The sequence below is a fragment of the uncultured Ralstonia sp. genome, from assembly GCA_913056305.1.
Classification (GTDB): Bacteria; Pseudomonadota; Gammaproteobacteria; order Burkholderiales; family Burkholderiaceae; genus Ralstonia.
In genome coordinates this window covers 1-12,919 of sequence record CAJXMR010000026.1, presented here as the reverse complement: position 1 = coordinate 12,919, position 12,919 = coordinate 1, and the positions used below count along the sequence as shown (strand labels likewise).

The 12,919-nt window shown below is 68.8% G+C and carries 10 protein-coding genes; 2 read left to right on the top strand and 8 right to left on the bottom strand.

Going from position 1 to position 12,919, the window contains the following annotated elements; all coding sequences use genetic code 11:
- Positions 1–7 precede the first annotated feature (7 nt).
- Positions 8–2,134 (top strand): 3-hydroxyacyl-CoA dehydrogenase NAD-binding domain-containing protein, encoded by a 2,127-nt coding sequence (locus QZ609_RS06935; RefSeq protein WP_295492555.1) that lies wholly within the window; start codon positions 8–10, stop codon positions 2,132–2,134.
- A gap of 14 nt (positions 2,135–2,148) precedes the next feature.
- Positions 2,149–3,090 (top strand): fatty acid desaturase family protein, encoded by a 942-nt coding sequence (locus QZ609_RS06930; RefSeq protein WP_295492553.1) that lies wholly within the window; start codon positions 2,149–2,151, stop codon positions 3,088–3,090.
- 13 nt (positions 3,091–3,103) lie between these two features.
- Here QZ609_RS06930 and QZ609_RS06925 read toward each other — a convergent pair whose 3' ends face one another.
- The 8 genes from QZ609_RS06925 to QZ609_RS06890 all read right to left on the bottom strand — a co-directional run.
- Positions 3,104–4,099 carry a diguanylate cyclase gene (locus tag QZ609_RS06925; protein WP_295492616.1) on the bottom strand — a complete coding sequence of 332 codons (996 nt, stop codon included), beginning with the start codon at positions 4,097–4,099 and terminating at the stop codon, positions 3,104–3,106.
- Positions 4,100–4,251: 152 nt separating this feature from the next.
- A complete protein-coding gene (locus QZ609_RS06920) occupies positions 4,252–5,253 on the bottom strand; it encodes a chemotaxis response regulator protein-glutamate methylesterase (RefSeq protein WP_295492551.1) in 1,002 nt (333 codons plus the stop codon).
- Positions 5,250–7,592 carry a hybrid sensor histidine kinase/response regulator gene (locus QZ609_RS06915; RefSeq protein WP_295492549.1) on the bottom strand — a complete coding sequence of 781 codons (2,343 nt, stop codon included), beginning with the start codon at positions 7,590–7,592 and terminating at the stop codon, positions 5,250–5,252. Before QZ609_RS06915 ends, QZ609_RS06920 begins: the two co-directional genes overlap by 4 nt.
- Positions 7,589–8,308, bottom strand: coding sequence for a chemotaxis protein CheW (locus QZ609_RS06910; RefSeq protein ID WP_295492547.1), 720 nt, complete (start codon positions 8,306–8,308; stop codon positions 7,589–7,591). The genes QZ609_RS06915 and QZ609_RS06910 overlap by 4 nt, the downstream gene beginning before the upstream one ends.
- Positions 8,289–9,662, bottom strand: a complete 1,374-nt coding sequence (locus tag QZ609_RS06905) for a CheR family methyltransferase (RefSeq protein ID WP_295492545.1) — start codon at positions 9,660–9,662, stop codon at positions 8,289–8,291. Before QZ609_RS06905 ends, QZ609_RS06910 begins: the two co-directional genes overlap by 20 nt.
- A gap of 14 nt (positions 9,663–9,676) precedes the next feature.
- Positions 9,677–10,168, bottom strand: a complete 492-nt coding sequence (locus QZ609_RS06900; protein ID WP_295492543.1) for a chemotaxis protein CheW — start codon at positions 10,166–10,168, stop codon at positions 9,677–9,679.
- Positions 10,169–10,197: 29 nt separating this feature from the next.
- A complete protein-coding gene (locus QZ609_RS06895) occupies positions 10,198–11,874 on the bottom strand; it encodes a methyl-accepting chemotaxis protein (RefSeq protein ID WP_295492541.1) in 1,677 nt (558 codons plus the stop codon).
- Between the two features lie 451 nt (positions 11,875–12,325).
- The coding region (locus tag QZ609_RS06890; protein WP_295492540.1) for an anti-sigma factor at positions 12,326–12,919 on the bottom strand (594 nt) is incomplete at its 5' end.

Genomic DNA, 12,919 nt, shown 5'->3' with positions numbered 1-12,919 from the left:
CGCCGACATGATCGACATCACCATCGACGCCGACGGCATCGCCACGCTCACGTGGGACCAGCCGGGCCGCGCGCAGAACGTGCTCAACGGCGAGACCTGCGCCGCCTTCTTCAGCGCCATCGACCAGGTGTGCGCGGATGCCAGCGTCGAGGGCATCCTCATCACCTCCGCCAAGCCGGACTTCATCGCGGGCGGTGATCTCGAATGGCTGCAGGCCAGCGACGATGCGGCCACGCTGTTCGAGCGCACCTGCCAGTTGCACCGCGCGCTGCGCAAGCTGGAGACCTGCGGCAAGCCGGTGGCGGCCGCGCTGCCCGGCTCGACGCTGGGCGGCGGGTTGGAGATTGCGCTGGCGTGCCATTACCGCGTGGCGGCCGACAACGCCCGCGCGCGCTTCGGCCTGCCGGAAGTCACGCTCGGCCTGCTGCCGGGCGGCGGCGGCACGCAGCGGCTGCCGCGTTTGATCGGCGTGCAGAAAGCGCTGCCGATGCTGGTCGAAGGCAAGCGTATCAAGGCGGCTGACGCACTCAAGCTGGGCATCCTCGATGCGGTGGTCAACGCTGGCGAGGAAGTCAACGCCGCGCGCGCTTGGCTGCTGGGTGAAGGCCAGACCCGCGCCCAGCAACCGTGGGACGTGAAAGGCTACAAGATCCCCGGTGGCGGCATCTCCAGCCCCGCCGTGCAACAGCTATTCACGGCTGCCAACGCCATGCTGCGACAAAAGACGCACGGCAACTACCCGGCCGCCGCCAGCATCCTGTCGTGCGTGTACGAAGGCCTCATCACCGATCTCGATACGGGCCTGAAGACCGAGGCCCGCTACTTCGTGCAGGCCGTGCTGTCGCCGGAAGCACGCGCGATGATCCGCACGCTGTTCTTCAGCATGAACGCGGCCAACAAGCTGGCCGCACGCCCGGCCGATGTGCCGGTGCGGCGCTACGCGAAAATCGGCGTGCTCGGCGCCGGCATGATGGGTGCGGGCATTGCCTACGTGACGGCCAAGGCCGGCCTGCCGGTCGTGCTGCTCGACACCACGCAAGACGCCGCCGAGCGCGGCAAGGACTATTCGCGCAAGCTGGTCGAGAAACAGGTCCAGCGCGGCGCACTGCGTCCCGAACAAGGCGAGGCGCTGCTCGCACGCATCCAGCCCACCACGTCGTACGCCGATCTGGATGGCGCAGGGCTCGTCGTCGAAGCCGTGTTCGAACACCGCGACATCAAGGCCGACGTCACGCGCCAGGCCGAGGCCGTGCTGTCGCCCGATGCCGTCTTCGCGTCCAACACGTCCACGCTGCCGATCACCGGGCTGGCCGAGGCGAGCAGCCGCCCGGGCAACTTCATCGGCCTGCATTTCTTCTCGCCAGTCGACAAGATGCCGCTGGTGGAGGTGATCGTCGCGCGGCAGACGACGCAAACCACGCTGGCACAGGCGCTAGATTACGTGCGTGCCATCGGCATGACGCCTATCGTCGTCAACGACAGCCGGGGGTTCTACACGAGCCGCGTGTTCTCAACCTACGTGCTCGAAGGGCTGGCCATGCTGAGCGAGGGCGTGACCCCCGCGCTGATCGAAAACGCCGGGCTGCAGGCCGGCATGCCGGTCGGGCCGCTCGCGCTGATCGACGAGGTGTCCAGTGAGCTGATCCACAAGGTCAACCAGCAGGCCCGCGCTGACCTCGGCATCGCCTATATCGAGCGCCCGGGTGAAGCAGTGGCCGAGCGCATGGTGGCGCTGGGCCGCATCGGGCGCAAGGCGGGTCAGGGCTTCTACGACTATCCCGAAGGCGGCAAGAAGACGCTGTGGCCGGGGCTGGCGTCCGAGTATCCGAAAGCGGCAGTGCAACCCGACGTGCAGACACTCATAGATCGCATGATCGCCGTGCAGGCGGTGGAGACCGCGCGCTGCCTGGATGAAGGCGTGCTCAACGATGCGCGCGATGCGGACGTGGGCGCGCTGCTCGGCTGGGGCTTTCCGGCGTTCCGTGGCGGGCCCGTCTCGCATATCCACCGCGTGGGCGTGCAAGCGTTCGTGCAGGCCTGCATGCAGTTGGCCGACGCGCATGGCCGGCGCTTCACGCCGCCCGCGCTGCTGCGTGACATGGCTGCACAAGGCAAGGCGTTCTACGCGCGCTGACGGAGGCCCCCGCGATGTCCATCCTCAACGTGCTCGACAAGGCTGAACTGAAAGCACTGACGACGCCCTCCGACCTGCGCGCTTGGTGGGTGACGGGCGTGAACTTCGCGCTAATCGCCGCCGCGTTTGCGTTGCCGGCGGTGTGGCATCACCCGGTGGCGTGGGTGGTAGCGTCGATCGTGCTGGCCGGGCGCGCGCTGGGGTTGGGCATCCTCACGCACGATGCGGCACACCTGGCCTTCTTCAGCGCACGACGGATGAATGAGTGGGCCGGCACCTGGCTGTTTGGCGGGCTGCCCAACGTGCCGTATCAGGCGTACCGCAAGGGGCACCTGGAGCACCACCGCACCGCCGGCACCGAGCACGACCCCGATCTCGCCTTCGTGCAAGGCTACCCGGCCACGCGCGCGAGCCTGGCGCGCAAGTTCCTGCGCGATGTGTCGGGCATCAACGGCGTGAAGAACCTCATCTATCAGGTGCAGACCTTCGACCGCCGCGCCACCGCGCCCTTCCTGGTTGCGCATGGATTGCTGTTCGGCACGCTGTGGGCGCTGGGCGTGCCGCAGGTCTATGCGTGCTGGTGGATCGGCATGGTGTTCTTCTTCCCGCTATTCGTGCGGCTGCGCGTGATGAGCGAACATGGCACCGTACCGAACCATGTCTCGCGTGACCCGCGCGAGAACACGGGCACGACGCTGGCCGGGCCGCTCGGCCGCCTGCTGATCGGGCCGAACCGTGTGAACTTCCACGTCGAGCATCATCTGGCCGCAAGCGTGCCCTCGTACCGGCTGCCGGCCATGCATCGCTTGCTGGTCGCCCGCGGTTACTACGCTGGCACCCACTGCGTCGCCCCATCGTACTGTGCCGTCGTGCGCAAGTGCATGGCGGCGCGGCCGGAAGATGCCGCGCGCAGGTCGAAGATGCGCGCACGCGGCATTCTCGACAACATGCGCTGAAGCAGCGCTCGCGCTAGTCGGTCAGATCCGGCGCGATCACCGCGCGGTTCTTGCCTTCGCGCTTGGCCTGGTAGAGCCCGAGGTCGGCCGCTTCGATCAGCGCGGTCATGTCCATGCCGGGCATCGGCGTGATGACCGCGCCGCCAATGCTGACGGTCGCCACATCGCCGACAGCCGCGTTCTCGTGCGGCACCTGCAACGCTTCGATGGCGCTGCGGATCTTCTCGGCCAGCAACTCGACGCCAGTCAGGGGCGTGCCAGGCAGCACCACCGCAAACTCCTCGCCACCAAAGCGCGCCGCCAGATCGCCTGGGCGCGCGAGACACCCTTCGACCGTGCGCGCGATGCGCTTGAGCACTTCGTCGCCAGCCACGTGGCCATAGGTGTCGTTGTAGAGCTTGAAGTTGTCGACGTCGATCATCAGCAGCGACAGCGTCGACTGCTCGCGCGCCGCCCGGCGCCATTCAGCACTCAGGTATTCATCGAGGTAGCGGCGGTTCGACAGACCGGTCAGGCCGTCGGAGTGCGACAGGCGTCGCAGCTCCAGGTTGGCCTCGAGCAGTTGCTGCTGCGACTGCCGCAGCGCGCGATACGCTTCGTCCCGCTGCAGCAGGTTGACGTACGAACGCGAGTGGTAGCGGATGCGCGCGAGCAGCTCGATGCGGTCCGGCAGCTTGACCAGGTAGTCGTTGGCGCCAGCCGCAAACGCCGCGCTCTTGATCACCGGCTCTTCCTTGGTCGACAGCACGATGATCGGCACGTCGCGCAGCGCCGGGTTGGCGCGGTACTCGCGCACCAGCGTCAGGCCGTCGGTACCGGGCATGACGAGATCCTGCAGGATCACCGTCGGGCGGGTCTGCTCGGCGATGAGCATGGCGTCGTCCGAGCGCGCGCAGTAGTGGAAATCAATGCCGTCCGCCGCGGCCAGGGCCTGCCGCACGGCCTCCGCGACGATGGCCTGGTCGTCCACCAGCAGAACCATCGCCGGCACATCGGCGGCAGCCGGCATGCCCAGCGCGATGCGCGCCACTTCCAGCGCCGCATCGGCCGCAGCGGCCATCGAATCATTGGAGTCCGTTTCCGGCGCCCCGCGAGCTTGGTCTTCCATGTTGTTCTCCGGCCAGATACGTGTCTGGCCTGTCTTTAAGTGTGTTCAGTTGTTCATTTCCGGACCAGCGCGGCCAGTTCGCCGGCAATCCGGTCCAGCGGCAGGATCGATCGTGCCGCCCCCAGCGCGGCGGCAGCCTTTGGCATGCCGTACACCGCGCTGGTCGCCTCATCCTGGGCGATGGTGTGATAGCCCTTGGCGCGCATCGCCTTCAGGCCGATCGCACCATCGCGCCCCATGCCCGTCAGCAGCACGCCAATCGCGCTGCCCTGCCAGTGCTCGACCACGCTGTGGAAGAACACGTCGACCGATGGACGGTACGGCGTCGACGCGGGCTCGGGCGTGTAGCCGAAGCTGCCGTCTTCCCGCACGTGCATATGGTCGTTGGTGGCGGCCAGCAGCACCACGCCGGGCTGCGGCCGGTCGCCTTCGATGGCCACGCGCACCTTGAGCGCGGACTGCCCGTCCAGCCACTCCGCCATGCCTGCCGCGAAGGCCTGGTCCACGTGCTGCACCACCGCGATGCCCGCGCCAAAGTCCGCCGGCAGCTTGCCCAGCAGGTTGGCCAGCGCCGTCGGACCGCCGGCCGATGCGCCAATGGCCACCAGCGGGGCCGCGCCGTTGCGTTGCGGCGTGCCGACGGCCGGCTTGGGCACCGCCGGCTTCTCCAGCAGGCGGCCGATCTGGTCGATCTTGGTCAACAGCGGCAGCGCGCCGCCATCGCCGTCGCCCAGCGTGGGCGTGTCGACCGCATCCAGCGCGCCAGCCCCCATCGCCTCATACACGCGCCACGCGTTGGCACCCACGCTGCTGGTCACCACCAGGATCGCGCACGGGTTGCCCGACGCCATGATGCGCCGCGTGGCCTCGACGCCATCGAAGCGCGGCATGATGAGGTCCATCAGCACCACGTCGGGCGGCTGCGCAGCGCAGAAGTCGATCGCCTGCGCACCGTCGGTCGCCACCCACAGCACGCGGTGCTCGGGGCGGCGGGCAATCGCGCGGCGCAGTGCCTCGACGGCCAGTGGAAGGTCGTTGACGATACCGATGTTCATGCGCGCGCCTCGCCGATCAAATCCCGCACGGCATCGAGCAGCGCTTCGTCATGGAAGCTGCCCTTGGCCAGGTAATAGTCCGCACCGGCATCCAGCCCGCGCCGGCGGTCTTCTTCTCGATCCTTGTACGAGACGATCATCACGGGCAGGGTCTTGAGCACGGCGTCGCGCTTGATGAGGGTGACGAGTTCGATGCCGTCCATGCGCGGCATGTCGATGTCAGTGACGACCAGGTCGACCTGCGTGCCGCGCAGGGCATTCCAGCCATCCATGCCGTCCACCGCCACCGTCACTGCATAGCCGCGTTTCTCCAGCAGCTTGCGCTCCAGCTCGCGCACGGTCAGTGAATCGTCCACCACCAGCACATGCTTCTGCTGCGTCACCGCCACGCCCTGGCCGCGCTGCACCTTGTCCAACTGACCGCCGCGCACCAGCTTGTCGACCGAGCGCAGCAGGTCGTCCACGTCGACGATCAGGACGGCGTCACCGTTCTCCATCAGCGCGGCGGCGGCGATGTCTCGCACCTTGCCCAGGCGCGCGTCGAGCGGCTGCACCACCAGCATGCGCTCGCCCAGGAAGCGGTCGACCGCAATGCCGTACGTCTGCTCGCCCTCGCCGATGACGACCACGGCCACGCTGTCGCGGGCCTTGTCGGGCGTGGGCGTGCCGAGCAACTGGTGCGCCATGACCAGCCCAACCGGCCGGCCTTCGAATGCGAAATGCTGCTGGCCTTCGAGCATGTCGATCTGGCTGCGCGACAGCTCCAGCGTGCGCCGCACGTAGGCCAGCGGAAACGCATACGCCTCGCCACCCACATCCACCAGCAGGCTGCGGATGACCGACAGCGTGAGCGGCAACTGCAGCACGAAGCGCGCACCCCGGCCCGGCTCGTTGTGGATGCGCACCGTCCCGCGCACGGCCTTGACCATCTCGTGCACCGCGTCGAGCCCGACCCCGCGACCGGACACGTCCGTCACCTGCTCGCGCATCGAGAAACCCGGCAGCAGCAGGAATTCGAGCAGTTCATGGTCGGACAGTCGGCTGGCCGTATCGGCATCGGACAAGCCGCGCCGCACCACGGCCGCACGCACCGCCTCCAGGTCGATGCCGGCGCCGTCGTCGGCGATGGCAATCAGCAGCTTGCCGGCGGAATGGCGCGCCTCCAGCGTGACCGTCGCCTCGGCCGGCTTGCCGAGCGCGGCGCGCTGCTCGGGCGTCTCGACGCCGTGGTCCAGCGCATTGCGCAGCAGGTGGCCCAGCGGCGCGTCCAGCATGTCGAGGATGTCGCGGTCGACCTGCGTGGCCTCGCCGACGATCGAGAACCGCACGCGCTTGCCCAGCGAGCGCGCGAGGTCGCGCACCAGGCGCGGGTAGGCGTGCGTGGCATCGCCAAACGGCCGCATCCGGCATTGCAGCGCCTCGTCATAAAGCTGCTGCGCGAGGTTGGTGCTGCGGCGGTCGAAGCGGTCCAGATCGTCGATATGCTCGCCCAGCGCCTGCTGCAGGTTGCCGAGCATCTGCCGCACTTCGTTGAGCGCGGCGTGCGTATCGGGGTCGAGGCGTTCCACCTGGTTCTCGTAGAACACGTCGAGCGCGTGTGCTGCCTCGCGGTGGGAACGCTTGACGCGCAGCATCGATTCGGCAAACGGCTTGAGCCAGCGCGATTCGACCAGCGATTCGCCTGAGAGGCTCAGCAGGCGGTCGAGGTTGTCGGCGCGCACGCGCAGCATGCGTTGCGCGTCGCGCGTGCCGGCCATGCGGGCCGCGGGCGGATCGTCGGCAACAGGCAGCGGCGCGGGCGATTCGCTGGCCGGCTCAGCGGCTTGCGGCGGTGCCGCGAGCGCCGCGCTTTCCGCACCCAGCAATGCCAGCGCGGCGCGCAGCGTCGCATCCTCCGCGTCTTGTTCCGCACGGCCGGCCGTAGCGGGCCCGGGCAATGGCGGCGACGCCTCCGAAGCGGACGCGCTGGCGATGAACGCGTCGATCTCCGCGCGCGTGACCTGCCCACCCTTGCCTGGCTCCCCCACGCGCAGCAGCAGATCGGTCCCGCGCAGCAGCACGTCGATATGGTGGGCAGACAGCGGCAGCTCGCCGCGTTGCGCGGCTACGAACCACTCCTCCATCCGGTGCGCCACGTCCACGCCGTCCTGCAGGCCGATGATGCGCGCCGCGCCCTTGAGCGAATGCGCGGCACGCATGCACGCCTCCAGCGCGCGGGTGTCGGTTGGGGCGTGCTCCAGCGTCAGCAGCCCGGAGGACAGCACGCGCGTCTGCGTCTGCGCCTCTTCGTGGAACAGCGCGAGCAGCGACTGGCGGCCCAGATCGTCATCGGTGCTCATCGCAGGCTCCGGGCAATCGAGTCGAACAGGCGGTCAACGTCGAGCAGGCCGATGGTGGTCTCGCGCCACGGCAGCACGCCGCGTGCGTGCAGCACGGTGGCGTGCGTGAGCGTGGACGGCACCGGCAGCAGCGCCGCCGCCGGAAAGCGCAGCACGCCCTCCACCTCGTCCACCGGAAAGGCCACCGGCTCGTCGTGGTGCGTTGCCACCAGCAGGCGTGCGTAGCCGTTGCGGGCGGCATGCTTGCCGGTGCCGGCGTGATCGAGCTGCAGCAGCTTGCCCAGCGATACCGTGACGGTGAGTGCGCCGCGAATGTTGACCAGCCCCAGCACCGCGCCCTTGCGCCGGTGCGGCAGCGGATGGATGGCGCGCGGCTTGTCGACCTGTCGCAGTGCCGCGGCGGGCAAGGCCAGCCATTCGCCGGCAATGCGGAACACCAGCACCGCGTGCGCGGCCGCCGCATTGGCGTCCGCTTCGGCGTCCTCTTCGCGGCGGCGGCTGGAGGTGCGGCTGGCCTGCGCGGCAACAGCCAGGTCGTCGTCGGACAGCGCGCGGTCGAGCAGTGCGGCCGCGCCTTGCTCAAACACCGGGCAGTTCAGGCAGCGAAAGTGCTCGGGCAGGCGCGGGCACGAGCCGTCGCCGCGCGTGCCGATGCGGTTCCAGCAATCGTTAACGAGCGTTGTCACGCCCGCGTGGTCATGAACGGCGCGACCCATGGGCTCCTCTTGTGTGATCCGGCGCATCGGTGTGCGCCCTGTTCTGGCGTGCCATGGCGCGTTGTGCCCGCAGCATCAGCTGCCGCGCACCCACCGCGTCGCCGCCCACGTCGAGCAGCGCAGCCAGGTGCGTGAGCGCCTCGTAGTGCGTCGGGTCGAGATACAGCGTCTTGCGGTAGCAGTCGCCCGCATCCGCATGCCGCCCGCGCGCATCGGCAATCAGGCCGAGCAGGTAGAAGGTGTCGGCCTCCGGCGCCTGCAGGCTGGCGATCTCGTTGGCGATGCGCTCGGCCTCGTCAAACTGGCCCGCATCGGCCAGGCGCCGCGCGTCGGCCAGGTCCGGCAACACCTGCGGCAAGGCCGGGACAGGCAGCGGCATGGTCACGCGCGGCGCGACCGGCACCCCGCTCGGCTGCTGCGCACCCACTGGGCGCCGTACAGTCAGCGCCGCGAACGTGGGCAAGCTGGAGGTTGCCGCCGGTAGGTCGGCCAGCGGCAGACTGAACGGCATCGCGGCACGCACCGGCGCATCGCCGGCCGATGCGCGATGGAAGGCGAACGCCAGCGGAATGCGCGCCGACGTCATCGCATGCCGCATCATCAGCCCGGTCTCGGCCGGCCCGACGAAGATCATGCCGCCGTCGGCCAGTTGCGCGTCGAGCCGGTGGATGGCGCGGTCCTGCGCCTCGCGGTGGAAATAGATCAGGACGTTGCGGCAGAAGATGAAGTCGTAGCGGGCTTCACCGCCGGTGACCGCATCGAAGAGGTTGCCCTGGACGAAGCGCACGCGCTGTTGCACGTGTTCGCCCAGGCGCCAACTGTCCTTGGCCTCGCTGAAGTGGTGCTCGCGGAAAGTGAGCGGATGGCCGCGGAACGCATTGCGCCCGTAGACCGCGCGCTGCGCCTGCTCGATGGCACGGCCGCTGATGTCGATGGCGTCGATGGCAAAGCGCGCCGGGTCGATGCCGGCGTCCAGCAAGGCCATCGCGGCGGAATAGGGTTCCTCGCCGGTCGAACACGGCACGCTGAGGATGCGCAGCACGCGCATCGGCTCGCGCACCAGGCGCGCATGCGCCTGCTGGGCCAGGGTGGCAAAGGCCTCGCGGTCGCGGAAGAACCAGGTCTCGGGCACCACCAGCGCTTCGATCAGCGCCTGGCGTTCTGCCTCGGAGGTGTTCAGGCGCAACCAGTACGCGTCGATGGTGGCGGCGTCGACTGGCGTGGCGTCGTTGGCCTGCAGCCGACGCGCACGCTCCAGCACCACGCGCTCCAGCGCATTGACGCCCAGCGACGGCGCGTCGATGCCGGTCTCGTGCGAGAGCCAGGCTTCGAAGCGGGGGTCGACGATGCTCATGACGTCCATCCGCTTCAGGCCGCCCTTCCAGCCGGAAGGGCCGGAAACAGCAGCGCCCGCACGTCGTCATCCAGCATCTGCTGCACCTCGATGCGCTGGACCAGCCCGGTGGCGTCGCTCGCCACCGGCCCCAGCCAGCGCGCATGCGGCGTCGCCACGCCGCTGTCGGCAAACTGTGCGGCCTCAATGCGGCGGGTGTGGGTGGCGCGCTCCAGGATCAGGCCGAGCAGCGGCGCCTCGTCGTGACCAGCGGCATCATCGACGCCATCGGCCTCATAGCGCACCAGCACCAGCCGCGTGGAACGCAACGGCCGCGCGGGCCGCCCGAGCGCGAGTTGCGAGACGTCGATCACCGGCACCGGCACGCCGTTGCGCTCGATCACGCCGGCCACCCAGGCGGGTGCGCCGGGAATCGACTTCGGGCTGCTGAGCGCGAGCACTTCGGCAATCTGCGCCACGCCCAGCGCGTAGCGCTCGTCGTCGAGTTCAAACAGGAGATACAGCATGGCCGCCTCGCTACTGCTGGCTGCGCCGCTCAGGCTTCGAGCTTGAAGCGCGACACACCGGTGCGCAGCTGGTTGGCCACCAGCGTGAGGTCGTCAATCGCCTGCGACGACTGGCGCAGCGATTCCGCCGTCTGCTGCGCGGCCTCCGACAGCTGCGACAGCGCCTGCGTGATCTGCTCGGCGCCGGTCGCCTGCGTCTGCATGCCCTCGTTGACCATCTGGAAGCGCGGCGCCAGCGCCTGCACCTCGGCGATGATCTGCGAGAGCTGCCCGCCGACCTGCTGCACGTCGCGCATGCCGCGCCGCACTTCTTCCGAGAACTTGTCCATGCCCATCACGCCGGCCGACACGGCGGACTGGATCTCCTTGACGGTCTGCTCGATGTCGTAGGTGGCCACGGCGGTCTGGTCGGCCAGGCGGCGGATCTCGGTAGCGACCACCGCAAACCCGCGCCCGTATTCGCCGGCCTTCTCGGCCTCGATGGCGGCGTTGAGCGACAGCAGGTTGGTCTGGTCGGCCACCTTGGTGATGGTGGAGACCACCTGGTTGATGTTGGTGGCCTTCTCGTTGAGGATGGCCAGCTTGGCGTTGACCGAGCCGGCGGCTTCCATCACGCCACGCATGGTGTCTTCCATGCGCGTGAGGCCGCTCTGGCTGGCGCCGGCCAGCGTGGCGGACTGCTCGGCCACGCCCGACACCTCGTTCATGGTGCGCAGCAGGTCGCGCGAGGTGGCGAAGATCTCGCGCGAGGTCGCGCCGATCTCGGTGGTGGTGGCGGCGGTCTCGGCGGCGGTGGCCTGCTGCTCCTTGGAGGTGGCGGCAATCTCGGCCACCGAGGTCGTCACCTGCAGCGACGATTTCTGCGCCTGCGACACCAGGGCGGTCAGCTCCTCGCTCATGCGGTTGAAGCCTTCTTCCAGCGTGCCGAACTCATCGGTGCGGTGCAGGTCCAGGCGCTGCGTCAGGTCGCCGGTGCGCATGCTGTCGTGCACCTCCACCAGCCGCGCCATCGGCACCGTGACCGCGCGAAACAGCGCATAGCCCAGCACCAGCGCGGCCAGCAGCACGAAGCCCAGCGCCGTGGCCAGGGTGATCTCGGTGGTGCGTACCGCGTTCTGGATCTGCTGAGCGGATTCATCGGCGCGCGCATGGTTGTCGGCGACCAGCCCATCGGCGAGCGCGGTCGATGCCTTCCACAGCGATACGGCCCGCACCGCCACCGCCTGCGCGGCCGGCTTGGACGTGTGGGCCAGTTCCATCGACTCATTGATGAGCGCGACGTACTTGTCGGCAGCTGCGCGGAAGGCACGATAACGTTCGCGGTCGTCGTCGCGGAAAATCGAGGCTTCGTAGTCGGTCGAACGCTTGCTGAGCTGGCGCAGGTTTTCTGCGGTGTGCTCGAGGTCCTCCTTGATGGACTCCGCGTCGCTGTCGACAAACAGCGCACGCTCCAGCTCCGCATAGCTGTTGCGCGTGGCCGCGCGCATCGAGGTGGCGAGGAACAGGCCCGGCACGGAATCGCGCTGCAGGCTGAACGCTTCCTGGTCGATGTTCTGCAGGCGCGTGTAGGAGATGGCGGCCATCACCAGCATCAGCACGAGCAGCACGCCAAAGCTGACGACGATCCGGTTGCCGAGGGTGAAGCGGCCGCCGCGAAGCATGCCTGCCAGGGTTGCGTTGCTGATGCGGGGCGTGGCGGAAACCATGTTGGATGTCGGGGATGCGGAAAAGGAAACGCGTAGGGACGGCGCATTAAGCGCCGTTTCAGACTGCGTTGCATAGTAATGGAAGGCACCCGTGCGCGGTGACGAAACCCGTGGAGTTTCGCGGAAATTCGGGTATGTCCTTGCCGTGTCATCAATGAAACACTATTGACGTAAACGGCAAGGGGCGCGCTCAGCTTGAGCGGTGATCGGTGAGCGTTATGGATCGCGGGCCTGCGGCAGGCTGACGACACGGATGTCGACGACGAAGGCCGCTTGCATTTCCTTCACGGTCTTCACAATCGGCACACGCAATTGGCCAATGCGGCACGGGCATCCGCGCGAGTACCACGTGAGCCTCTGGGAACGGCGGGCATTTGCCGGTGGCAACCACCTTAGCGAGCGCGAGTACGCCGCGCGCGGATCCAGGGCAAGCGCAAACGTTTGAAGTCGATCATCCGCCACGTGCGGCGGTCGCGAAGGCGCGCACCACGTCGGTGGAGGCGTCGGTGATGGCCCAGTAGCCCATGCCGGCGGTGCGCCAGTGCAGCAGCTGGTAGCCGCGTTCGGTGCGCAGGGTTTCGCCAGCATCGGCGCCCGGCTCCGGACGTACATAGAGATCGACCGGATGCTGCGACGAGCGATACACCAGCACCGCCACCGGGCGGCCGTCGATGTAATCCAGCCGCCCGCCAATGAGCGGGAAGCCGCGCGCGGCGAGGTCGTTGACCGGCGGCGCATAGTCGATGCGGCCGTTGAACCAGGGCTTGACGGTGTGGCGATCCGACGACAGCACGTCGGTCTCGCGCACGCCCAGTAGCGCACGCACGTGGCTGGCCGTGATGTCGCGTGCGGTGAGGGCCTCCGCATCCGGCCGGCCGAGCAGCACGCCAATGCCCAGCGCCAGCACCGCCAGCGAGCCCGCGCCCAGCCCCAGGCCGAAAACCCCGCCTGGCACGCCGGGCGTGGTCAACCAGCTCAGCACGCGGCGCCAGAGGGTCGGCGCAGGCGCGGACCGGCGCGGTGCGGCCGGCGCGGGGCCGGCGGC

Bases quoted from the DNA above. Each gene is read 5' to 3' on its own strand.
- QZ609_RS06935 (WP_295492555.1), top strand. From the start codon at position 8: ATGATCGACATCACCATCGACGCCGACGGCATCGCCACGCTCACGTGG.
- QZ609_RS06930 (WP_295492553.1), top strand. From the start codon at position 2,149: ATGTCCATCCTCAACGTGCTCGACAAGGCTGAACTGAAAGCACTGACG.
- QZ609_RS06925 (WP_295492616.1), bottom strand. From the start codon at position 4,099: ATGCCGGCTGCCGCCGATGTGCCGGCGATGGTTCTGCTGGTGGACGAC.
- QZ609_RS06920 (WP_295492551.1), bottom strand. From the start codon at position 5,253: ATGAACATCGGTATCGTCAACGACCTTCCACTGGCCGTCGAGGCACTG.
- QZ609_RS06915 (WP_295492549.1), bottom strand. From the start codon at position 7,592: ATGAGCACCGATGACGATCTGGGCCGCCAGTCGCTGCTCGCGCTGTTC.
- QZ609_RS06910 (WP_295492547.1), bottom strand. From the start codon at position 8,308: ATGGGTCGCGCCGTTCATGACCACGCGGGCGTGACAACGCTCGTTAAC.
- QZ609_RS06905 (WP_295492545.1), bottom strand. From the start codon at position 9,662: ATGAGCATCGTCGACCCCCGCTTCGAAGCCTGGCTCTCGCACGAGACC.
- QZ609_RS06900 (WP_295492543.1), bottom strand. From the start codon at position 10,168: ATGCTGTATCTCCTGTTTGAACTCGACGACGAGCGCTACGCGCTGGGC.
- QZ609_RS06895 (WP_295492541.1), bottom strand. From the start codon at position 11,874: ATGGTTTCCGCCACGCCCCGCATCAGCAACGCAACCCTGGCAGGCATG.